Source organism: Prochlorococcus sp. MIT 0701, assembly GCF_000760295.1.
GTDB lineage: Bacteria > Cyanobacteriota > Cyanobacteriia > PCC-6307 > Cyanobiaceae > Prochlorococcus.
On the sequence record NZ_JNBA01000012.1, the window covers coordinates 54,567 to 77,493 of the forward strand.

24 protein-coding genes and 1 rRNA gene are annotated in these 22,927 nt (G+C 53.1%); 18 read left to right on the plus strand and 7 right to left on the minus strand.

Features of this window, described 5'->3' with window-relative positions; all coding sequences use genetic code 11:
- Window positions 1-66: 66 nt before the first annotated feature.
- From EV12_RS02860 to EV12_RS02885, 6 genes are all read left to right on the plus strand, one after another.
- Window positions 67-1,236: an NAD(P)/FAD-dependent oxidoreductase gene (locus tag EV12_RS02860; protein ID WP_036911677.1), complete on the plus strand. Its 1,170-nt coding sequence runs from the start codon at window positions 67-69 to the stop codon at window positions 1,234-1,236.
- Complete coding sequence (gene hflX, locus EV12_RS02865; RefSeq protein WP_036911678.1) at window positions 1,233-2,909, plus strand: GTPase HflX; 1,677 nt, start codon at window positions 1,233-1,235, stop codon at window positions 2,907-2,909. The genes EV12_RS02860 and hflX overlap by 4 nt, the downstream gene beginning before the upstream one ends.
- Window positions 2,910-2,911: 2 nt before the next feature.
- Window positions 2,912-4,732: an SLC13 family permease gene (locus EV12_RS02870; protein WP_036911679.1), complete on the plus strand. Its 1,821-nt coding sequence runs from the start codon at window positions 2,912-2,914 to the stop codon at window positions 4,730-4,732.
- A 105-nt stretch (window positions 4,733-4,837) separates the two neighbouring features.
- Window positions 4,838-6,241, plus strand: coding sequence for a TrkH family potassium uptake protein (locus tag EV12_RS02875; RefSeq protein ID WP_036911680.1), 1,404 nt, complete (start codon window positions 4,838-4,840; stop codon window positions 6,239-6,241).
- Window positions 6,242-6,265: 24 nt separating this feature from the next.
- Window positions 6,266-6,970 (plus strand): potassium channel family protein, encoded by a 705-nt coding sequence (locus EV12_RS02880; protein WP_036911681.1) that lies wholly within the window; start codon window positions 6,266-6,268, stop codon window positions 6,968-6,970.
- 5 nt (window positions 6,971-6,975) lie between these two features.
- A complete protein-coding gene (locus EV12_RS02885) occupies window positions 6,976-8,115 on the plus strand; it encodes an anhydro-N-acetylmuramic acid kinase (RefSeq protein WP_036911682.1) in 1,140 nt (379 codons plus the stop codon).
- 42 nt (window positions 8,116-8,157) lie between these two features.
- On the opposite strand, the gene EV12_RS02890 is transcribed toward EV12_RS02885, so the two are convergent.
- The gene (locus EV12_RS02890; RefSeq protein ID WP_011130998.1) at window positions 8,158-8,457 is read right to left on the minus strand and encodes a ribbon-helix-helix domain-containing protein; all 300 of its coding nucleotides are present in this window, start codon (window positions 8,455-8,457) and stop codon (window positions 8,158-8,160) included.
- A 207-nt stretch (window positions 8,458-8,664) separates the two neighbouring features.
- Between EV12_RS02890 and EV12_RS02895 the strand changes: the two genes are divergently transcribed.
- On the plus strand, window positions 8,665-9,024 hold the full coding sequence (locus EV12_RS02895) for a hypothetical protein (RefSeq protein WP_036911684.1): 360 nt from the start codon (window positions 8,665-8,667) through the stop codon (window positions 9,022-9,024).
- Between the two features lie 61 nt (window positions 9,025-9,085).
- Window positions 9,086-9,316, plus strand: a complete 231-nt coding sequence (locus EV12_RS02900; RefSeq protein ID WP_036911762.1) for a hypothetical protein — start codon at window positions 9,086-9,088, stop codon at window positions 9,314-9,316.
- Here EV12_RS02900 and EV12_RS13095 read toward each other — a convergent pair.
- Entirely contained in the window at window positions 9,294-9,488 is a 195-nt protein-coding gene (locus tag EV12_RS13095) for a hypothetical protein (protein WP_072014268.1), read from the minus strand. The two genes, EV12_RS02900 and EV12_RS13095, sit on opposite strands and share 23 nt — an antisense overlap.
- 79 nt (window positions 9,489-9,567) lie before the next feature.
- Between EV12_RS13095 and EV12_RS02905 the strand changes: the two genes are divergently transcribed.
- The gene (locus tag EV12_RS02905) at window positions 9,568-11,292 is read left to right on the plus strand and encodes an ABC-F family ATP-binding cassette domain-containing protein (RefSeq protein WP_036911688.1); all 1,725 of its coding nucleotides are present in this window, start codon (window positions 9,568-9,570) and stop codon (window positions 11,290-11,292) included.
- Between the two features lie 115 nt (window positions 11,293-11,407).
- Entirely contained in the window at window positions 11,408-11,596 is a 189-nt protein-coding gene (locus tag EV12_RS02910; RefSeq protein ID WP_036911690.1) for a hypothetical protein, read from the plus strand.
- Window positions 11,597-11,727: 131 nt separating this feature from the next.
- Here EV12_RS02910 and EV12_RS02915 read toward each other — a convergent pair whose 3' ends face one another.
- Window positions 11,728-12,915, minus strand: a complete 1,188-nt coding sequence (locus EV12_RS02915; protein WP_036911697.1) for a trypsin-like peptidase domain-containing protein — start codon at window positions 12,913-12,915, stop codon at window positions 11,728-11,730.
- Between the two features lie 328 nt (window positions 12,916-13,243).
- On the opposite strand from EV12_RS02915, the gene EV12_RS02925 reads away from it, so the two are divergent.
- The 8 genes from EV12_RS02925 to EV12_RS02970 all read left to right on the plus strand — a co-directional run bounded on the left by EV12_RS02925 (window position 13,244) and on the right by EV12_RS02970 (window position 20,841).
- Window positions 13,244-13,519, plus strand: coding sequence for a DUF2973 domain-containing protein (locus tag EV12_RS02925; protein ID WP_036911701.1), 276 nt, complete (start codon window positions 13,244-13,246; stop codon window positions 13,517-13,519).
- 62 nt (window positions 13,520-13,581) lie between these two features.
- Window positions 13,582-13,965, plus strand: coding sequence for a hypothetical protein (locus tag EV12_RS02930; protein ID WP_036911765.1), 384 nt, complete (start codon window positions 13,582-13,584; stop codon window positions 13,963-13,965).
- A gap of 208 nt (window positions 13,966-14,173) precedes the next feature.
- A complete protein-coding gene (gene hrpB, locus EV12_RS02935) occupies window positions 14,174-16,735 on the plus strand; it encodes an ATP-dependent helicase HrpB (RefSeq protein WP_036911703.1) in 2,562 nt (853 codons plus the stop codon).
- Window positions 16,736-16,840: 105 nt separating this feature from the next.
- A complete protein-coding gene (locus tag EV12_RS02940; RefSeq protein WP_036911767.1) occupies window positions 16,841-16,987 on the plus strand; it encodes a high light inducible protein in 147 nt (48 codons plus the stop codon).
- Between the two features lie 115 nt (window positions 16,988-17,102).
- Window positions 17,103-17,288 (plus strand): hypothetical protein, encoded by a 186-nt coding sequence (locus EV12_RS02945; protein ID WP_036911706.1) that lies wholly within the window; start codon window positions 17,103-17,105, stop codon window positions 17,286-17,288.
- On the plus strand, window positions 17,278-18,435 hold the full coding sequence (xseA, locus tag EV12_RS02950) for an exodeoxyribonuclease VII large subunit (protein WP_036911708.1): 1,158 nt from the start codon (window positions 17,278-17,280) through the stop codon (window positions 18,433-18,435). The genes EV12_RS02945 and xseA overlap by 11 nt, the downstream gene beginning before the upstream one ends.
- The gene (gene xseB / locus EV12_RS02955; protein WP_036911710.1) at window positions 18,432-18,764 is read left to right on the plus strand and encodes an exodeoxyribonuclease VII small subunit; all 333 of its coding nucleotides are present in this window, start codon (window positions 18,432-18,434) and stop codon (window positions 18,762-18,764) included. Before xseA ends, xseB begins: the two co-directional genes overlap by 4 nt.
- 1,717 nt (window positions 18,765-20,481) lie before the next feature.
- Window positions 20,482-20,841 carry a DUF2834 domain-containing protein gene (locus EV12_RS02970; RefSeq protein WP_036911720.1) on the plus strand — a complete coding sequence of 120 codons (360 nt, stop codon included), beginning with the start codon at window positions 20,482-20,484 and terminating at the stop codon, window positions 20,839-20,841.
- Between the two features lie 106 nt (window positions 20,842-20,947).
- Here the strand turns inward: EV12_RS02970 and EV12_RS02975 are convergent, their stop codons facing one another.
- The 4 genes from EV12_RS02975 to rrf form a co-directional block, all read right to left on the minus strand.
- Window positions 20,948-21,304 (minus strand): hypothetical protein, encoded by a 357-nt coding sequence (locus EV12_RS02975; RefSeq protein WP_036911728.1) that lies wholly within the window; start codon window positions 21,302-21,304, stop codon window positions 20,948-20,950.
- 1 nt (window position 21,305) lies between these two features.
- Window positions 21,306-21,542, minus strand: a complete 237-nt coding sequence (locus tag EV12_RS02980) for a hypothetical protein (RefSeq protein WP_036911730.1) — start codon at window positions 21,540-21,542, stop codon at window positions 21,306-21,308.
- Window positions 21,543-21,602: 60 nt separating this feature from the next.
- Window positions 21,603-22,547: a YihY/virulence factor BrkB family protein gene (locus tag EV12_RS02985; protein ID WP_036911734.1), complete on the minus strand. Its 945-nt coding sequence runs from the start codon at window positions 22,545-22,547 to the stop codon at window positions 21,603-21,605.
- A 178-nt stretch (window positions 22,548-22,725) separates the two neighbouring features.
- Window positions 22,726-22,842, minus strand: a 5S ribosomal RNA gene (rrf, locus tag EV12_RS02990).
- Window positions 22,843-22,927: the final 85 nt, after the last annotated feature.

Genomic DNA, 22,927 nt, shown 5'->3' on the forward strand with positions numbered 1-22,927 from the left:
ATTCTCCAATGTCGCCCTCCACAACAGAGTGTTTAAGGTTCGAGAATCATCCCAGGCTTGTCGCCCATGATCCCCAACCCGTCAAACGCCAATGCCGTGGTTGTTGTCGGAGGCGGATTTGCAGGGCTAACGACCGCGCTCGCTCTCAGCCACTGCCAACCTCGCCCCCCCATCGTGCTGATTGAACCGCGCCAGCGGTTCGTCTTTCTCCCCTTACTTTACGAACTCTTGAGTGGAGAGCTTCAGGCTTGGGAAGTCGCACCTCCGTATCACTCTCTACTCAGTCAACGCGGTATTGCCCTTCTCGAAGACAGGGTTGAAAGCATCGACACCAAAGCAAAAACGGTCACCACCAGCTCAGGGCTCAAGCTCAACTACGCACAACTGGTACTCAGCACTGGCTCAACTCCAACAGATTTCGCCATTCCAGGGGTCCGTAAACACGCCCTGATGTTTCACCGTCTAAGCGACGTTGAAGTGCTGCGACAACGAATTAAAGAACTTCAATTACGTAAAAATCCTCGTCAGGCCCTTGTGATTGTTGGAGCGGGTCCAACTGGCGTGGAACTGGCATGCAAGCTGGCAGATCTCCTTGACGGTGCTGCTGAACTCCACCTCATTGAGCTTGGCGAAAGGGTTCTGCCCAGTGCGAAAGCCTTCAACCAAGAACAAGCCGAGCGAGCACTCAACGAACGTGGTGTTCACGTTCATTTACTCACGCAAGTTCGAGCAATCTCGACAGATCAGGTTGAACTCCTAAGCAAACAAAAGGAACCTGCCATAAGTTCAGCAATAACGCACAGTGGTCTTGTTTGGACAGCCGGCACAAGACCGGTCATACCAGCACTCAGCCCCGACTTTGTCCTTACCGAAGCAAGACTGCCTATCGATTCGTGCCTACAAGTGATCGGACTCAGTGATGTGCTTGGCATTGGCGATGCCACTTACAACAAAGACCACTCCTGGCCGTCCACAGCCCAGGTGGCACTTCAACAAGGGGAGATCGCCGCTCGAAACGTGATCGCACTACGAACCAGCAGTCCTCTCCAGCCTTTTGAATTTAAGGATTTTGGCGAAATGCTCAGCCTGGGAGTAGGAGAAGCCTCCCTCACCGGCATGGGTTTCACACTCGCAGGCCCTCTGGCTTTCCAAATTCGTCGGGGTGCCTATCTAACAAAACTACCTGGATTGTCTCTAGGCCTGCGCTCAGGCGGGGCCTGGCTGCTCGGACATTGAAACAAGCCCACCTAGCTGGTCGCACCAAAGGACTACGCCCTTCACAACAAAGACAATTAGAACGCCTCAGCCACCGCCGGCATCCCGAAAGGGAAGGCGCCGATCAGCTGACCCTGGAACGCCTAGCAGAACAGGCGCTTGAGCTATGCCAACCACTCCATTTAGTGCTGGATAGCCGTGGATTGTGCCGCCTTCTTTGGGTCGGTCCTCTCGATGGATCCGGCCAACTTCTCGCCCATCTTCCTGAATCACCCCGTCGCAAGACCGCCGGATGGCGCTTAATCAGCTGCTCTCTGACGCTTCAGCGAAACAACCTCAGGCCAGACCAACATGATGCAATCGTGGCACTCGATCTAGCACCGAACTCCTGGCTACGTTTTGCCCCCACAGCAGATCGAGGAGGTCACAGGATTGCTGCCCTCTGGCAACCAGATCCCAAGGAGATCTCGGGATGGAGCTTGATCGAAGCCAACGGACTAAGCGAGCTCTGCCAATACAGCCAAGGATCAACCCCCAAGCCAGAAGTAAACCCCCGACCATCAAAGGACGGTAAGGAACGGGTCCTACTACTTACCCTTACTGGACCAGAGCAAAGCCGCAGCGAACGCGACCTTGCTGAGCTCGAGGGGTTGGTGCGCAGTGCAGGGGGGCATCCTGTAGCAGTTGTGCGACAAAAGCAGGGTGCTGCTAACCCTCAGACCCTCTGGGGCAAGGGGAAACTACAAGAGGCCGCCTTGGAAGTTAGGCGACATAACGCTTCTCTAGTGATCACAGACCGTGAGCTAAGTCCTGTTCAAGTCAGGAATCTGGAGCGATATCTCGACTGCCCTGTCATGGATCGCAGTGAATTAATCCTAGACATCTTTGCCCAGCGCGCCTCTAGTGCAGCAGGCCGCCTTCAAGTGGAACTAGCCCAACTTCGCTATCGCATGCCAAGGCTGATGGGGCGAGGTCGCAGCCTATCCCGTCAGGGAGGTGGCATCGGCACACGCGGACCCGGCGAGACCCAGCTCGAGAAAGACCGGCGTGCCATTACAAGACGCATCGAACACTTGTTATGTGAGGTAAGGCAACTGCAAAACCATCGCGCCCGACTTCGCAACCGCCGGGAAGGTCTGCCAAGGGTGGCACTCGTGGGTTATACCAATGCGGGGAAATCATCCCTACTCAATGCTCTCTGCAGTCGAAACGAGCACAGCAAAGTGCTGGCAGAGAACAAACTGTTTGCAACCTTGGATCCAACCACCCGACGATTCTTGATTCCTCAGACAGGTGGAAAACCCCTTGAGCTTCTAATCACAGACACTGTGGGCTTCATCCGTGAACTGCCAGCGCCATTAGTGGAAGCCTTTCGGGCCACTTTGGAGGAAACTCTTGAAGCCGATCTCCTCCTAGTGGTGGTGGACTTATCAGACACAGACTGGCAAGCCCAACTAGACACAGTGCATCAGTTGCTTAATTCCCTTGGCGCAGAATCAATCCGGCAGGTGGTAGCCAATCAAATTGACCGCTGTGACAGCAGTGCCCTTGAGACAATCCGCAGCATCGACCCGAAGGTGATTTATCTCTCCGCTGCCTCAGGTGCCGGGCTGCAAGGACTCAAACACTGGCTGAAGGACCAATTCTGGGGTCGCAGAGCAGAATCGGCCCCTCTGCATTCTGCAAACAACTAACTATGGCTGTGCTGAGCACCGCTATTCAAAACCCCCAAGCCCTCATCACCCTGGCGGTGTTGTTGCTGGCGGTGGTGCTTTTCATCAGCGGTGCCCTAGCCCCTGAACTCACTGGCCTGCTGAGTATGGCACTGCTGATGGCCACAGGTGTCCTAACTCCCCAACAAGCCCTGGCGGGATTTGGCAGACCTGCCCTAATTACGCTGATGGGCCTGTTCGCCGTCTCTGCAGCCTTATTCCGCAGTGGTGCCCTGGATCGCGTGCGCGAATTGATCGCATCCGAGCGCATTCGCAGCCCACGCCGGTTGATTGCCTTGTTGGGCCTAGTGGTCGCTCCCATTTCGAGTGTCCTCCCAAACACACCCGTCGTCGCCTCGTTGCTACCTGTCATCGAAGCCTGGTGTCATCGACGCCGAATCTCTCCTTCTAAGGTCCTGCTGCCACTATCATTCGCCGCGCTTTTCGGCAGCACACTCACACTGCTGGGGAGTTCAGTGAATCTGCTGGTCAGTGACATCAGCGAGCAACTGGGCAATGGATCTCTAGAACTGTTCAGCTTCACAGCCATCGGCGTGCCGATCTGGCTCGCCGGAACCACCTATCTAATGCTTGCCCCTCAGGCCCTGTTGCCAGACCGTGGCAGCAACAGCGATGAACTAGGAGACAACAAAGACCAGACCGGTTACTTCACAGAGGTCACCATCCCTCAGAACTCTCAACTGGTAGGACAATCCCTGCACAACAGTCGTTTACAACGTCGTTTTGATGTAGACGTGCTGGAACTGCAAAGAGGTCGAGAACGACTCCTACCGCCCCTGGCTGATCGCAGACTTGAACCTGGCGACCGACTTCTCCTCAGGGTCACCCGCGCAGACCTACTACGTCTCCAACAAGAACACAACGTACAGCTAGCAACAAGAGAGTCGATCGCTCCCTCCTCACTTTCCCCATCTGGCCTCGGCGAAGGGCAAAGAACTGTGGAAGTACTCCTACCGGCAGGCTCAACTTTGGCTGGTGCAAATCTGCGGGAACTGCGATTTCGGCAACGCCACAACGCCACAGTTCTTGCTCTCAGGCGTGGTCAGCAAACAGTGCAAGAGCGTCTTGGACAAGCTGTACTACGCGAAGGCGATGTCTTACTGCTGCAAGCCCCACTGGACTCCATTCGCGGACTGCAAGCCAGCAATGATTTGCTGGTCCTTGATCAGCTGGAAAACGACCTGCCCACAGTGCGCCGCAAACCACTGACCATCGCCATTGCTTTGGCCATGCTGATCATGCCAACAGTGACGGCCCTGCCACTGGTGGCAGCGGTCCTACTTGCTGCAGTCGCGATGGTGGCAGGAGGATGCCTTCGTCCAGGGGAACTTCAGCGATCAATTCGACTCGATGTGATTCTGCTGCTGGGGTCGCTCTCCAGCTTCAGCGTGGCAATGCAGAAAACCGGCCTGGCAGATGCTCTGGCAAGCAGCTTTGAAACCTTGCTGAATGACTGGTCCAACTACTTAGCCTTACTAGTCATCTTTCTGGTCACCACGCTCCTCACCCAGGTGATGAGCCCAGCCGCATCCGTTGCACTACTTGTCCCAGTGGCCATCCAACTCGCACCTGGACTAGACCTTGTACCCAATGCACTGGTCTTCACCGTGCTATTTGGTGCAAGCCAGTCTTTTCTGACACCAATGGGGCATCAGACAAACCTGATGGTGTTCGGTCCTGGGCGTTATCGATTTCTGGATGTAACCCGTTACGGAGCTGGCCTAACGGCCCTGATGACCGTGATGATTCCTGGGCTGATCCTTTGGCATTTCGGCGGATCTTGAATACAGCAGAACTGTGCCAGCATTTGCAGAATCTGGTTCTATCCGTCTGGGGAGCATCCTCAGTACAACCTTTGACTCTCGTCGCGATAAAGCGGTAACCCATCGGTGCCATTTCCTAAAGCCGTCCATCGCACTCAGGATTTGTACCGTCGCCTAACGGTTCCTCAATTCACTGTGGTCACAGGTTTACTGGTGATCACGGCTGGAACTCTGATCCTCGCCACTCCGGTCTGCTCCAACGCCAAGGTGGGCTTGTGGGAGGCACTGTTCACGGCGACCTCAGCCGTGACCGTGACTGGACTTTGCATTATTGATATCGGCCAAGATCTAACCAACGTTGGCCAGGGGGTTCTTGCAGCGATGATCCTTGCAGGTGGACTTGGGCTGATGGCTATCACCACCTTCTTACAAGGTTTTGTGGTTCGCGGAACTGAACTGAGATGCAGGCTTGATCGAGGCAAAACCCTCGATGAATTCGGGGTTGGCGGCGTAGGCACGACTTTTCGAGGCATTGCCCTCACCGCAACAGTGCTGATCCTGATTGGCGCGATCGTGCTCTACATCTTTGGCTTCAATGACATCACCAACCATGGAGACCGACTGTGGGCTGCACTTTTTCACAGCATCTCTGCCTATAACAACGCTGGCTTCGGCCTCTGGTCTGACAGCCTGGAGCACTACCGCAGCAATGCGGTAGTCAATAGCGTGATCATCGTACTGATCGTTCTGGGCGGGCTGGGATGGAGAGTCACCAGTGATCTCTGGAGCAATCGCAAACAGCTACAACGCCGCAACCTCAGCCTGCATACCCGTCTGGTCATTCGCACATCCCTGATCCTGATCCTGATGGGAACAGTCGGGCTAGTGATCACTGAATCACTAAGCCAAGACCACTTCCTCTCAAGCATCGGTTGGTCTGAGCGACTGATGAGCTCGCTATTCGGATCTATCAGTGCCAGAACCGCTGGATTTACCACCGTGAACCTCTCTCTCGAGAGCATTTCCGATTCAGGGCTACTTCTGCTAATGGCGCTGATGTTCATTGGAGCTAGTCCCGGAGGTACAGGCGGTGGCATCAAAACCACCACCCTGGCCGCCTTAATGGCCGCCACCCGTTCAACCCTGCGTGGCCATGACGATGTCGTCATCCGTAATCGTCAGATTTCCGACAAGGTGGTCTTGAAAGCCGTCGGCATCACAGTGGCATCCATGCTTTTCGTGCTTGTGATGGCCTTATTGCTGGGTATGTCCAGCAGCCTGAATGGAGAGGAAGCCTTCACCTTTCTAGAGATGTTATTCACATGCATTTCAGCCTTTGCCACTGTGGGGTTCGATGTTGGCGTCACCCAGAATTTGAGTCATTTCGGACAACTCGTGCTGATCGTCGGCATGTTTGTGGGACGACTCGGCATCCTTCTGCTGCTCAGCGCAATCTGGGAAGCCGTCAACAAAGATCGGCTCCACCGTCAAAATCGCATCGGCTATCCGCGAGAAGATCTTTATGTCTGAACTTTGGTTTGCTGAGAAAGCACAATGAAAGAGTGGTGGAACTGGTCACCCCAACAAGGCACCCCTCAGCTCGGCTTTGCGGTAGTGGGAGTAGGGCGCTTCGGGAGCGCTGTCTGTCGTGAACTCATGCAAAACGGTGCAGACGTGCTGGCGGTTGACCGCTCAGAACGATCTATCGAAGAGCTACGACAACTGGAGCCATCGATCGAAGCAAGAGTTGTGGACTGCACTGACGAGGAATCGATGCGAGAAGCAGGTGTACTCGAAATGGGCACCGTTGTCGTGGGCATCAGCGAGCCGATCGAAGCAAGCATCACAACCACGCTGATCGCCAAGGACAGCGAGGGCAGCAAAGTGCAACAGGTGATTGCCCGAGCCACCAGTGACCTACACGAAAAGATGTTGAAGCGGGTTGGCGCTGATCGGGTGGTCTTCCCCTCGAGGATGCAGGGGGAGCGGCTAGGACTTGAATTAGTGCGGCCCAACCTGATGGAACGCCTGGAACTTGATGACCAAACCTGCATCGAAGAAATCAAGGTTCCCGATCTGTTTGTTGGACATTCCCTACGAGACCTCAACCTACGCAAGAACTACCTGGTAAACGTTCTGGCAGCTGGCCCAGCCAAGGGACTGCACGTCAACCCTCCCGCAACGTATGTGCTCGAAAAAGAGCATGTGCTTGTCGTCATGGGATTGGTTGACGACCTCAAGAAACTTCCCAAAACCTGACTTCAATGCGCGTACTGGGGCTGATGAGCGGCACCAGTGCTGATGGTGTTGATGCAGTACTGGCTGAGTTCAGTGGTTCACCGGCTGAACCAAAATGGTCTCTACTGAATCTTGTCTGCACCCCCTACCCAGAGGATCTTCGTCAAACAGTTGTTAACGCAGGACAAGGCATCAGGCTCAATAGCCGTGAATGGCTCGAGCTATCTGAGTCCATTACCGAGGTTCATGCTCAAGCTGCTCTGGCCTGTGACCCCAGCGCACAAGCTGAACTCGTGGGCTCTCACGGTCAGACTGTTTGGCATCGTCCTCCTCACAAGAATCATCGCGGCGCCAGTTGGCAAATCCTGCAAGCCCCTCTACTGGCTGAACTGCTCAAGCGCCCTGTTGTTCATGACTTCCGAGCCGCAGACCTGGCGCTAGGAGGCCAAGGCGCACCTTTGGTACCGATGGCTGATGCCGCACTGCTAGGTCGAGTAGGGGGCTGGCGTGGGGTGCTCAATCTTGGAGGGATTGCCAATCTCACCCTGATTCCTCCCCGCAGCGGTCCGGATCGCCTTGCTTCAGTTCTGGGCTGGGATTGCGGCCCAGCCAACAGCTTGATAGATCTTGCTGTCCAACAGATCAGCAAAGGCAAGCTTGCCTTTGATCATGATGGAATCATCGCTGCCAGTGGGCATCCGCATACGACCACGATCGAACGCTGGCTGAAGGAACCTTTCTTCCAACTCCCTCCTCCCAAATCAACAGGCCGGGAGCAATTTGGTCTAGCCGATCTAGAGCAGCGCCTAGAGGAACTCCCCAAGCTGTCGACGGCCAATCGTGTCGCCACATTGACAGCTTTCAGCGCAGCCGTTGTGGCACAGGATCTGGACAATCTGCGCATTAGAAATCTGGTTGGCCCCCTGGAACTCATTGTTGCTGGTGGAGGAAGCCGAAATCCTGTGCTGATGAACGAACTGAGACAACGCTGCCGTGGCATGCGACTCCTCAATAGCGATGAGCTGGGCCTCAGCGCTGAAGCCCGAGAAGGTCTGGCCTTTGCATTACTGGCCTGGTGGCATTACCTCCAGCACCCAGGCAACGCTCCTGCCATAACAGGGGCCAAGCGTGCGGCAGTTCTTGGTGTGAGAGCTGATCCAGCCTGATTCGCCAAGAAGTTCATTGAAGAACCACTAAGACCACCAAGCTCAAGAAGGGCGATAGAGACGGAGACGGCGCGGCGCGCCTCTTAAACGCCTGGGCTGTTGAGCTTCAAGAGCAGATCGAAAGCCTTCTGTACTCGCTAGCGATGGGGCTGAAACGACCGAACTCTGCTCCTGCTCGTAACGCTGAATACCCTGCTGAATAAGCACTTTGGCCATATTGCTAACGGTGCGGGACTCAAGCTCGGCAAGAGCTGTGAGGCGCACACAAAGCTCTTCAGGCAACACAACCTGGACTCTCGGAGACTTGGGCTTCCCACTGGATGAGGTTTGACGGGTAGCCACGACCCTAAAAAAGTAAGTGCTACTTAGAAGTGTACAGAGGTGTGCAAGGATAGTATCCAGCACTATGCTGAGACCACAGTTCGGAATGGTCTATTCCGATGGCCCAGTTCAACACTTCCATGGTCCGTCGAAATACCTAATGCTTTTTCAGCCCTAAAACTCAAGTACCCCCTCATTCGACTAACAGCCAGACACCAGGATTGCCCCATGGACCAACCCACCCTTCCAACCTCAACTCGCTTCAATCCAACTCAACAATCCAACAGCCCTATCCAATCCAACAGCCCTGTCAAGCCAAACAGCCGGATCAAATCAAGCAAGGGTCGGCGTTTAAGCCGAAGCCAAGAAAATAGCGATGTGCTGGTATCAGCTGTAATCAGCAGCTATCTGCTCACACATCTCCATCAAGTCTTGCAAAGGGCGGAATACAGCGCCGTTCAGGACGGACGCGAATCCCAGGCCGCAAATTTCGCCCAACTGCGCAAAGTCCTCTGCATGGATGCCCGCAGCATGAAAGACGCATCGGCAACAGGCATGGCAGAAATTGATGTGGAGCAAGCAGCATGAAGCAAGAATCAGGTCAAATCACTTCAGGCTGAATACAGTTCCAACAGACTCTTCCCTTCTGATGAGCAGCAACGCTGCAGTGCTCTACGAACGTATTCAGAACGATCCCGGACACACCAAAGCCTTATTTCGGCAGGCACTCCAAGATCCTCAGGGAGCCTTGAAGGCAATCTGCGATCTGGGGCACAGCATGGGACTCCCTGTCACGCTTGACGAAGTAAAAGCACACTTGGCCAGCCTTGATGACGCTGACACCAAGCAATGGCTCGTCAAGGCCCGGGGGGGACTTTAAGACCAGGGTCTAATTCACGCGAGCGCCCTTCTTCTACTGGTGGGGGATTGGCGTTCTGCATGCCTCGACGGTCGTAACCGCCACCCCCTGCCAAACTCCAAAAAAACCAGTAACTAGGGATCGCTAGGCCCGCAGCAAGCACAACAGCCGTAATTTGTTCGAATTTCACCATGGCCGGTGATCCGGAATGGATATCCTCCAGTCTGCCCGTATGCGAAGCGGGATGATGTTCTTGCGGTTGCTTTCCCTCGGTGCTGCGACTTGAGCACGTCAACAAGATCTACCCCACGCATGAAGTCCTCAAGGATGTCACCTGGGAAATCAAGCCCGGAGACCGAATCGGACTGGTAGGAGTCAATGGGGCTGGCAAGTCCACACAGCTCAAATTAATCGCGGGACTCGAAGAAGCCAGCAGTGGCCAGATTGTGCGCCAGGGGAACCCACGCATCGCCTACTTACAACAAGAATTTGATGTTGATCCCTGCCGCACAGTGCGAGAAGAGCTTTTTCAAGCCTTTGGCGAGGCCGCTGCCGTTGTCCATCAACAGCGACTAGTAGAAACATCCATGGCTACAAAGCGGGCTGCAGAAGACAGCGTTTTTCTCGACAGCCTGATCAAGGACCTAAGCCGTTTACAGAATCGCTTTGAAGCCCTGCACGGCTATGAGCTTGAGGCTCGAATCGAAAAACTACTGCCAACACTCCACTTCACATCTGAGGGGGCCGATCAGCGGGTAGGGGACTATTCCGGGGGATGGCAAATGCGAATTGCTCTCGGCAAGATCCTTCTTCAAGATCCTGATCTGCTGCTGCTCGACGAGCCCACAAACCATCTGGACGTGGACACCATCCAATGGTTGGAGGACTATCTGATCAAACAGACCGCCGCCATGGTTGTGATCAGCCACGACCGGACGTTCCTCGATCGAATCTGTACCCAAATCGTGATTACTGAGAGAGGCGTTTCGCGCACCTATCTCGGGAACTACACAGCCCATCTTGAGCAGAAGGCACTCGAAGAAGAAGCAACTCAAGCTGCGTTTGAACGCCAGCAGAAAGATCTCGCTGCCCAACAGGCCTATGTCGATCGATTCAGGGCAAGTGCAACGCGAAGCACCCAAGCCAAAAGCCGAGAGAAACTCCTCGAGAAAGTGGAGCGAATCGAAGCTCCAGTGAAGAGTGTCAGCGGCCCCAGCTTTCGCTTCCCAGACGCTCCACGATCCGGCCGGCAGGTGGCTGTGATCGAAGACCTCAGCCATAGCTATGGAGAAAAGATTCTCTTCCTCGGCGCCCACCTGGAGGTGGAACCCGGCGATCGGATTGCTTTCATAGGTCCCAATGGCGCAGGCAAATCAACTCTGCTGCGTCTGATCATGGGTTTGGAATCTCCCGATGACGGCAAGGCCTCCCTGGGAGAACACAACGTAATAGCTGGCTATTTCGAACAAAACCAAGCAGAAGCTCTGGACCTGAAGAAAACTGTCATCGACACAATGTTTGAAGCCGTCCCGGACTGGACCCAAACCCAGGTGCGCTCTCTACTCGGCAGTTTCTGCCTGAGTAATGATGCTGTTTTCAAAGACGTCGAGAATCTGAGTGGTGGTGAAAAGGCTCGCTTAGCCCTAGCCCTAATGCTGGTCCAACCCTGCAATTTGCTTGTACTGGACGAGCCAACCAACCACCTCGACATCCCTGCCAAGCAGATGCTGGAGGACGCACTGCAGGCTTACGAGGGCGCCGCCCTGCTGGTATCTCATGATCGCTACTTCATTTCCCGTGTAGCCAATCGCATCGTGGAATTACGCGATGGCGAACTGATCCTTTACCGAGGCAACTACGCTTATTTCCAGGAAAAAAAATCAGAGGAACAAGCCGCCGCCGCCGCCGCAATGGCCCTGGCAGAAGAAGAAGTTAAACGCCTGGCCAATCGCGATCGCCAAAGAAAGCGTCAAGCCAGAAAGAAAGGCGCGGCTTAAGCCAAAATCTATTCGTTTGGCAAAAAAACTTTAAAGAAGGTTAGGCAGTAAGACTCATTTCCCTTTGAGTACAGCAAATATGTGCATAAGCTGACTTCACTGCTAAGTGTCCTTAATGACAAGCGTCCCTACCCAACGTGCCGAAAACCCTCATATCTCCAACTCGACCAGCGACGTAAACCATGAGCATGAGCAGACCTGGGATGCCGTTGAGACCTACTTCGAATGCATCACCACCTGCTCGCTGGATGACGGTGAATGCATCACCCGTTGCGTGGAGCAGTTACGAGACACTGACGACTAAATAGCTTCTAGCTCCAGCCGCCAAAAGAGATGGCATCACTGCCCCCTCATGGGCGGAACATGTCTTAGATGCTTGGGTTGGCCTGAGGCTGGACTAGATAGAGCTAGTAGGGAGTAGGTCACATAACAGTGTCAAGGTGCCTGCATCGCCGTCAGCTCCACTGGTGTAACCGCCAGCTCAATCCGACTGTCGCCCCGGATCAATCCAAGAGTGATTGGTCGCCCAACTCCCTGACGATCAATCGCGCTCACTACCTCAGCAGGCCCATTTATCGGTAAACCTTCAACCGAAACGATCACATCATCAACCTTCAAACCGGCACGCGCTGCCGGCCCACCCGGCACCACGGAACGAATCACAGCACCAGGAGAGTTGGCCTCCCCAGAACGGGCAGATGGCACCGGCGAGAGACCTACCCCCACCATCGGATGACTGGCCCGTCCTCGCTCCACCAGCTGCTGGGCGATGGTCCTGGCCCGATTAATAGGAATAGCAAAACCCAGCCCAGCTCCTGGCCCAGAGCGAACGAGTGTATTGATACCCACCACATTGCCCTCAGAATTCAACAGCGGTCCTCCTGAGTTGCCTGGATTGATAGCAGCATCGGTCTGAATCAAATCCAACCGCTTGCCAGAGATCCCTAGCTGAGAGACGTTGCGGTTGAGGTTGCTGACGATTCCCAACGTCACCGTATTTTCAAGGCCAAAGGGGTTGCCAACGGCTATGGCCCAATCCCCGACCCGAAGCTGGTCCGAATCTCCCAATGGAGCTGTGGGCCAAGGCCCCGAGCCATCCAACTGCACTACAGCCAAATCCGTAATCGCGTCCTGACCAACCAGTCGCCCAGGCACCCTTCGACCATCTGGCAATCCCACCATCAGCTGATCGGTCTTCTCCACGACATGAGCATTGGTGAGAACCAATCCTTGCGCCGAAAAAATCACACCACTTCCCTGCCCGCGTTCTATCCGCGAGCGGGGAGCGACCCTGCCAGGCAAACCAAAAAAATGTTGGAACAGCGGGTCTGCTAATAGTCCCTGAGGCAGGCCAGCCATGCCCATAGAACGCACCGTCCGACGCGTCTCAAGAGTCACCACAGCAGGGCCGCTGCGAGCCACGGCATCCGCTACAAATGACTGCCGAGATAAGGCTGTCGCTGCTGATGCCGCTTGCAGCGGTTGAGCAGACAGTCCCGACAACACAGGTAGACAAACCAATCCAGTGCCAAGCAGAAGACCACTACGGAAAACCCTGCTCAAACCTGAAGATTGGCTGGATAACCGCAACTCTGCGGAGGATTCCTCAAGCAACGCAGACATTGGCCAAGACAATCAATTCATGACTTTGACCGTAGACAGAGCTCTCTAAAACAACCGTGTCAATCCTTGATAGAGCTGTGACCAAATACGCCTGAGCTCGTCTTCATGAACCTTCATCCCCCCACGAAACAGCTCAACAAGCTCCAAACTGAATGAACTGTTGCAACAAATCCTGGGCGCTAACCAGCCCTTTGCCTGAGTTTCGTGAAGTTTGAAAGGCCTTAGCTTTGCAAGAGCCTCGTGATTAGCACGATCATTCAAAGGCAAGCAATGATGAACGCAACGTGGCGACCACCCAATCGCCTTTATCGCAAACCATGAAGACGTCATGGAGAACTCCTTGTTCCCGATCCTTTACGGCGCTGCCTTCCTGATCCTGCTGTGGCAAGCTTTCCGCGTGATGGGGAAGGGTTTCGGCGCCGCCCAGCAACCAATACGTAGCCAACCAATTAGGAAGAACTCACAAGGGGATCGCACCGGTTTGGTGACCGTTCACCCTGAATTACTAGACCAGGAAGGCCGCCTCACAGAGGAAGAGCTCCTCACAGTTCGTTTCTCAGGAGACAACGAGCCACCTCAGTCAACAGAAACTCCTGCTGAATAAATTAGAAAGCCAGTGTCATGTCAAAGTCCGGCACTGGATTGGACTCGATTGGGGAAGCCCTGGTGGATCAAAGAACGCGCATCGTGGCTGCAGTCATCAAAGCAGTGAAGTTGCCTCCGCGGTTTCGACTGCGGCTGGTCAAAGAAGATCCCGTTCGGCTTGAACTAAGCCTCACCCCTGCTTACGGCAAACAGCCGATCCAAGTGGGATTGGTGGAGTCTCTTGACCTGGTGGCTCGGCGCGACCGGGAAGGACGCATCCCTAGAGACTTGCAGGGAACATGGGATTGGACGGTCCGGCACGGCGACGTAAGCACCGGGGGATGGAATCCCTTTCTCAAGGAAGCACTACAAACCATGTTTGAAACAGGGCTACCAGCAATCGTTTACGAAGAGCTCACAGGCGAGGACTATCACCCCGTTGACGGCACCCGCCACGTGCGCTGACTGTGAAGGATGTGAAGCCCTGCGAACTACCAGGGCTACAAACAGGGACAAGGGACTAGACCAGTACAGTTCCGGCTCTTAAGGTTTTCTTCATGAGTAGCCTGCAGCTTTCGACAGCGCCTTTAGTGAGGCTTCTCTTTGCAATAGGAGCCCTAAGCAGTCTGATGCTGCTAGCTCTTCTCAATCTGATCAGCTAACTCTTTGCAGCTTGGGAGATTTCCCGATCGACTCGCTGCTAACGCAGCTCTGCCAAAGCCTTGCGGCAAGTGCCACCGTGCTGCTGCAAGCGCCACCGGGGGCAGGGAAAACAACCAGAGTTCCTCTTGCGCTTCTGGGCGCCCTTGATGGTCACGCCCCTCTTCCAGGCCGAATCTGGATGCTGGAACCCCGACGATTGGCTGTCAAAGCAGCAGCCTCGCGACTAGCCGCAAGCTTGAAAGAGCCATTAGGGGAGCGCGTGGGCTTCGCTATACGACATGAACAGCTGCGCTCAAAACGAACTCAATTAGAGGTCATTACAGACGGCTTGTTTCTACGTCGCCTTCAGAGTGATCCAAGCCTAAAAGGCATTGATTGCGTGATCTTTGATGAATTTCACGAACGACGGCGAGACAGCGACCTCGCTCTGGCCCTGTTGCGCGAAGCCCGACCGCTGCTCCATCCAGAGCTACGGCTTCTGCTCATGTCTGCCACTCTCAATCTTGCCGAACTACAAGATCGCCTACCAGAAGCAACCCTTCTGCAGAGCGAGGGGAAAGCCTTCCCAGTCACCACCCATCATCAGACACCTCGCCCAGACGAACCGTTACCCCATCAGGTGATGCGGGCCATTAAGGCCCATGCCCTACCTCTCACCGAAGCAAGCGATCGCACCAGCTCACGCCCCACCGTGCTGGTGTTCCTGCCTGGACAACGTGAGATCAAACGCACCCAAGAACTACTGGCCGCACAAGAAAGTCTTACGCATTGGAATCTTGCCTATCTTCACGGCCAGCAGCCTCTGCATGTGCAAGCGCGTGCATTGCTGGGTGCTGAATCGCCTTGGATAGGCAAGATCGTCTTAGCAAGTTCTATCGCGGAGAGTTCACTCACCCTCGAAGGGGTTCGACTGGTCATCGACAGCGGTCTCAGTCGGCAAAGTCGCTTTGACCCCAACACTGGCATGGAGGGGCTTGAGACAGTGACCTCCAGCCTGGCAAGCGCCAATCAACGCCAAGGGCGAGCCGGACGCCAAGGTCCAGGCCAATGCGTTCGACTGTGGTCTTTAGCAGAACAACTGCGTAAGCCCGAACATGCACCTCCCGAGGTACTTGTTGCCGATCCCATGCCCGTGGTACTTGAGCTAGCGGCCTGGGGCGCTGGCTTAGGAGAAACCCTGCCATGGATCGACCCCCCACCTCAAGCAGCGTTGCAGAAGGGAAGGCAACAACTGATCAATCTGAACGCCCTCAACCGTGACGGACGGATCACAGCATTAGGCCGCCATCTCTGCAAATTAGGCATACACCCCAGGCTAGGAATCCTGTTGCTCCAAGCCAAAGAATGGGGATGCGAAGCCCTGGGAGCCGAACTAGCCGCTTTACTTGGTGATCGAGATCCCCTCAACAGCCATCAGGTTGGCTCAGACCTGAGGACTCGTCTGGATTGGTTACGTCAGGACCAGCAAGAAATTCATCGATCTGCCAGAAAAGGCCATCAACAGATGCGCCGTCTCAGCCAAAGGCTGCTTGGTCAACTCAAGACCATTAGGCACGACGATCAAGACAGCAAACAAGCAAAAAAAGACCTCTCAGAGCATGCCCTAGCGGCACAACTGATTGCCATAGCCTTCCCGGAATGGTTGGCCTTGGAACGACCAGGAAAAACCGGACACTATCGATTGCGACAAGGACGCGGCGCCATTCTCCGCCTGCATGACCCTCTCAGATCTTCTCCTGCCCTAGCAGTTGCAAGAGTGGATCTTGGCCAGGCCAACACACTCATCCAGCTCGCAATCCCCCTCTCGATGCAATGGGTAGAGACGCTGAGCCAGACAGATGGGGAATGGATTGAATCAGTGAGCTGGGATGAAAAAAGCTCGCGAATACGAGCAGAGCGACTGTTGAAGATTGGCGAACTACTAATCCAAAGGGAACGCCTCCCACAGCCCGAACCAGAACACTGCCGCAAGATCCTGCTGGATGTCTTGTGCCATCAGGGTCTCGAGCCACTCCCCTGGGGCCGCCGCAGCCGCCAACTGCGTCAGCGCCTGGAACTCGCCCACCGCCACCTTGGCAACCCCTGGCCGCCTCGCGACCTTAAACACCTCGCCGATCAGCCAAGTTCATGGCTCAACCAACCGCTCTTGGGTTGCCATAGCTTGGATGAGCTGGGTGAAGAAGGGCTAATAGAAGCTCTCTGGGGAGAGCTCCCCTGGCAGATGCGTCAGAGACTAGACATCCTGCTGCCAAACCAACTAACCATTCCCTCTGGTCGATCTGCTGTACTCAGCTATGGCGATGGAGAGGTGAAGTTATCGGTGAAGCTTCAAGAAATGTTTGGCTGCGAAGACGGTCCAAAACTGATCAATGGCAAGCTTCCAGTGACCCTTGAACTGCTGTCTCCAGCAGGGCGTACTCTTCAGCTCACAAGAGATCTAGCAGGCTTCTGGAGTGATAGCTATCAGGACGTGCGCCGCGAAATGCGCGGTCGCTACCCGAAACATCCCTGGCCAGAGAACCCGCGAGAAGCCAAAGCAACCGCCAGCATCAAAAAGCACATGGCCGGATGAGATGAATGCAAGGGGAAAGCCACCTAAAAAATGCGAATCTATTGCCATGGAGACGGTCAAGCCATCTCCATGCTTTGTTACATTGATGAGATCTTGGAGTTACACATGGCCGACAAAACTCAGCCCCGTTTCGGCTTCGTTAACTTCGCAGAAACATGGAACGGCCGTCTCGCCATGATGGGCGTCGTCATCGGCCTCAGTACCGAACTTCTGACCGGCCAAAGCATTCTCGCTCAGATGGGCCTTGGCTGAATGCCCTTGCAGCCTTTCAAGCAGTAGCAGCATGTGAGGTGATCACTGTAAATCGACAAAGTTTGCATAAAGCGCGCCCTGCAATGACGGTGGGCCACAGTAGTGAAACGTTCGAGTGATTAACTTGCCCCCACTCTTCGTCAACAACCGACGCGATGGAGCAAGGCTGCTGAGCAGTGCGCTGGTGATTTTCACAATCGCATCCACCCAACTGGATCATGGCTGGGGGCAAGCTGTTGCTGCGCTTAGCGTCGTGATCTGCCTCTACTGGGGCATGGCCTACCGACGCCTTGACCGCTGAATCCCTTCCAAACTATTCAGTCCGTGATCTCAACGCGGCTATTGGCACTCTGCTGGAACGTGGCTTTGCACCTCGCTTTCTGGTGGAGGCATCAGTCTCCAAGCCACAGATCAAAAAAGGTCATCTCTGGCTAACTCTGACTGACGGCAACGCAAGTATCACGGCAGTGGCTTGGGCTTCCAAGCTGCAGCAACTCACCTACAGGCCTGCAGAAGGGGATGGGGTAACGGTTGTCGGCAAGCTCAACTTCTGGGCAACCCGAGCAAGCCTGGCCGTGCAGGTCATAGACATGCGTCCGTCCCTATCGACGGTGCTGCGTCAGTTCGAAATTGTTAAAGCCCTGCTACTGAAAGAGGGCATCATCGACGAGTCGAAACGGAAAGCGTTACCAAAATATCCAGAGGTTGTAGCCATCTTGACCAGCGTGCCCAGTTCCGCCCTGGCAGACATGCTCCGTACAGCAAAAGAGCGCTGGCCTCTAACTCAATTGCTAATCATTCCAATTCCAGTCCAAGGCGGTGTAGCAAAACAAATCCAATCCGTTTTACGTTCTCTGGCTGATCAGCATCATGAGCTGGGGATTGCTGCGATCGTGCTGGCCAGAGGAGGTGGCAGTCGTGAAGACCTGATGGTGTTTGATGATGAAAACCTGTGCCGTGACCTGGCCAGTTTCCCAATACCAGTGGTGACTGGACTAGGGCATGAGGATGACCAAACAGTGTCTGATCTGGTTGCTGACCATAGAGCCGCCACGCCAACAGCCGCGATGGTGGCACTGTTGCCCAGCCGGGAGTCAGCCCAAAATGAGCTGATGCAACGGCGTCATCGACTTAAGGACCACTGCAATTGGCTGATTCGCAAAGAACGTGAGCGGCTTGTAGATCGAGGCAAAGCATTGGAGTGCCAACAACCGCTGAAACAGATCGAACTTCAGCGCAATCGCTTAACCCAGAAGCATCAGCTCCTCCAAGCTCTATCACCAGAGCTCTGGTTGATGCGCGGTTTTGCCATCGTGAAGAACAAGCAAGGCAAAACTCTGCGAAGCGTGGGGGAGGTATCTGTGCTGGATGATTTGACCATCCAACTCAGCGATGGCCAGATCAATGCCACCGCAGAAACTATTAATCAGCAAAGGCCCTCGACATGATAAAAGCCACTTCATCATCTGAAAAGAAGCCGAAAGATTCAGGCTCTGAACAGCAAAAGCAGGCCATCAATGCAACACAATCAACGCTAGAAAGCATACTGAAAGAATGGCGCCAAGATGCGAAGTCACTCAGCTACGAAGAATCTCTACAAGCGCTCGATTTACTCCTTACTCAATTACAGAATGACAGCGTTCCTGTAGAAGAGCTCCAAAGACACTACTTACATGGAAAGGTCTACCTTGAGCACTGTGAAGCGCTGCTTAATACCGTCGAACAAAGCGTGCTGCAGCTCGATGCGGTCAGCCTAAAACCTGATTCAGAAACATAATTAATCAGAGGATTACAGTTTAGGCTGATCTTTATTAAATCTACTCTCGACTGCCGCCCATTGGCCTAAATGAATCATCAATCTCTTATCATCTTATAGAAGTTCTACCTTGCAAAATCTACTCTATCCACGACATGAGATACCTTTGAAAGCCTCAACGTTGTCCTTAGAAATTTTCGTTCACCGAACGAGTCAATATAGGAGTGCCCTTCCCTATCTTTGTAGCAGCTGATCCATTTGAAACCTAGGGAATCAGCATTCATGATGTTAATTCCATGGCGTTCAGCATAGTGCCCCTCGTAATCAACAAGCAGAGCAACAAGAGCCCGCAACCAATCCGCGCATAACCAATAAATCCAATCAAAGCCATCACCTAGACCAATAAAAAATAGACTATCTCAACGATCTAAAAACTTAAAGGCAATAGCACTGAAATCTCCTAAATAAGCTCTTGAACGCCACATATTGCGATCAATATTAAAATTACTCAATAAATCGCTCACTGGCTAGTCTACAATCATCAAAACATATTCAGGGAGAAAGCCCGGAATAGTTAGACAACAAAAAACTACTTTCAATGTGGCCTGCAGAAACTAAAGTTACACACTTAGCCATAAGTCAAGAACTGAGCAATTGACAATACTAATCGCTCTCACTGCGTCTAACTTCTAGCAATCGGTAATGAATCATTCTACATACTACCTATCAAGACTGCTCCACTTTTTAAAGCATAACCAGTCTAAATGCATTAAAGGGTACTAGAGGCTATGGCTCTAATGATGAAGCCTGCACCTGGAGAGCAACAGATCCTATCAAGGGAACCTTGCTCATGATTGTGTCACTCGGAAAGTCCTTAAGTGTCAAAATCAATATCAACTTAAAAGTATCGCTACAATAGCTTCAGCTGAAGCCAATCAATGGGCATGGTTCTCAACTACATCCTCCTGACCTGTATCAGCTGGCCATTTGTTGCGCTGATAGCAGGTTGGTGTTGCCAACCGTTATTTCCAAATAACAAAGCCTTCGACTTACAAAGGAATAGTGGCCGTACAACATTCGCCACTCGATCGCTGATCATCTCTGCTGTTCTCTCAGCAATTGCCTGCTTCATCGACTTACCACTCATCAGCCAGCCTCCAACTTTAGGTCTTTAAAGAAACAACTTCATGCCTATCGTTAACAAATACGGAGAATCAAAGGCCATTCGATCTCTGCTTTGATTGGCATCGCCACTTCAAAACATAATCATGAGGCAGCATTCGCTTGGAGTTTAGTTGTGGAGAGAAGAAATCTGTCAACCATTGAGAGTGATCTGCTTACGCAAAAAATATGGGCCAAGAGACTCGTCAGCCAAAATTCAACTAGAGCCATATAATCGAAATACTAACTTCAATTCCATCAAGACAATTGAGAAAAAGCATCTGCCCTGCCTTGATTGAAACTCCAAAACAACAAGCAGCTCTAACCACTTCAAAGCCATGTATTGTGGCCACTATTCGTCAAGGTAATCACTGGGTTTCTTAGGGCATTGTTCAAGCAACGCCAAAAGGATATTGCCAAGACTTTGCCACTTGTTCTTCAGGCCCAGCGAATTGAACAGCAGTTCACCTCTATTAAGGCACTGGTAACACTGAGACCAGTCATCATACATATACAACTAATCAGTGGTTTCACATGGCTTCTTCACTAGCGTTGAGACTATCAACTCACGAGTGGCATGAAAGCACCAAATAGTTTGCTGCAATGGGTCTACTTGATCCTGGCAATCACTGGAGCAATCCTTCCTACGCTAGCCAATATCGACTTTATGCAGCAATACGGTCCAGACTTTGATATCAGCTTATTTGTAGCACTATCGAATGCAAATCCTGCAGCTCAATCTTTATCCCGAGATCTGATCATAGGTGCTGGTGCTATAACAATCTGGATCGTTGTAGAGAGTCGAAGACTTCAAATGCGTCACCTATGGATCGTACTTTTAAGTAGCATCACAATTGCCTTCGCATTTGCCGCACCATTATTTCTCTTCCTGCGTGAACGTCGGCTACAAGAAATGGCAAATCAAGCTGAGAACTAGAAACACACTGTTGATAGCTCTAATTTATTTTTTCAACCTCCTATTCAACAAAAAACCCGCTCCTTACTAGGAGCGGGTAGACATACTTATTCGTATCTAAAGATCATCAACCCTCTGAGCCGGCATCCTCAGCCGTGATATCAATCGTGGCCGCACTAGCAGGGGTAGAAATCCCTCCATCAGCGTTATAACCACCTAACTCTGAAGCATCAGACAGCCCTGCACCACAGACAGGACACTGGCCAGAGTTCCCAAAAGTGCGCACTCCGCAAGCCTGACAGGTCACCATTCGGGACTGAAGAACACGCCAACCCAACCAACCAAGACCAGTTAGCAGGAACGGTAAGACCAAAGCGACAAGCATTAACCCACCAGCGAGATCAAGCAAAAACCGCCCGGCTGCAGTGGGTAACAGCACGATCAGCAGCAGAGCCAACCAAATCAGAGGAGAAGGCCTGGCCATTTCAGCGCTGGAAGCGGGGGTCCCGCTCCATCCAAGATTCCAAGGCTGCTAAGACTTCGATCAAAGCCCAGCCTCCAAAAAAGACTCCAGCAACCAGGGCTACCACAAATCCGATCAGCAGCATTACAGGCAAGGCCAAAAGAGTAAGCCCTGTAATCAGCACAACCGCACCTATCGCCATACTCAATAGAGCCATGCCTGCAAAGGCCGGCGGCAACCGGGCAGGGAGTGCTCGCATCAGAGAAGGCACAACAACGAATTAAAAATCAATTTTATGTTGACCGAAGACGTTGTGAAGTCAGCTTTTTAGCGGGTTCGGTTCTCCCCATTGATGCCGACTCATGCTGGCTAGAACCACGCTCCAGCACTGCCCAAAGTAAAGGATCACACCGACCATCCAGACCCAAAAGGTGAGCACCAGAACGCCACCGATGAAGCCATAAGCCTGAAAGCGCGTTCCCAAGGAAAGAATGCTTCGGCTGACTACCAGATTGAGAATCGTCAGAAGCGTCCCAATCAAAAAAGACCCAGGCACAAGAGGTCGCAATGGGACACGTCTACTAGGTAGCAAAGCCTGCAACAACAACGCCATACCAGAGAGGCCAAGTAATGGCACAACGAACTGACCTACCTGAAGCACAGGTACTCGAGACAACAAAGCAGCAAGCCAGGGTGTCGTGCGGATCAGCTCATCCCAAACAGCACCTGGGATCATGCGTACATTGACGCTGATCTGATCAACAACCAGAAGCAGCCCGACCATGATCACTACCACAAAAGCCTCAATTCGAGCACGCAGGAAGCGGGTGACCTGAACAACAAAGGGTGCAGGTGTTGAAGGCAGGGGCAACAGGTCTCGCCAAAGACGATCAGCACCACGCTGCAAAGTCAGATAGGCGTTACCTGCAGTCACCATCAGGAACACAGCTCCGAGCAGTCCTGCACCAAATCCTTGGTTGACAAGTTTGACCAATGTTGATTCCACCAAACCAACAACAGAAGGTGGGAGAACCTGCGCAGTAAAATCAACAATTTGCTGATCAAGACCATGCTGACGGCCAAGAAACCAAGAGGCCACAGACAGCGAGATCAACAGAATTGGGAAAAATGACTGCAACGTGTAATAAGCAAAAGCAGCACTAAGATCTACACAGTCACAACGCATCCAGCGAAGGTAGGCCCGCCACAAACTTGCGACCAACCATCTAGCCCTACGTTTCCAACGAAGCTCCACGCTTGGCATTCATCTACTGCTAATAACGCTAGCGCCAGACAATCAAAGATCTAAAGGAATTGCTGCAGCGGCTTCGCTTCGTATCACACTGACTTGCCCATCAAAAAAGCCACCCGCAGGGGTGGCTTTTTCTTGGTAAATCAACAACTCTCTCTCGAGATTGATGATCTACATGCGGAAATGTTTTACCTGGCATTGAGCTATTTTCTCAGAGGGCTACCCCTAAAATATCGTCGCCGCTGATGCGTTTCACAACCGAGTTCGAGATGGATCGGAGTGGTTCCACATCGCCATGAACACCAGGATAAAATCATTCCCAAGGAGTGAACCTTGAGAACTGCATAGGTCATCATCCTTGCGAATGATGCTCTGAATTGAATAGAACTTGT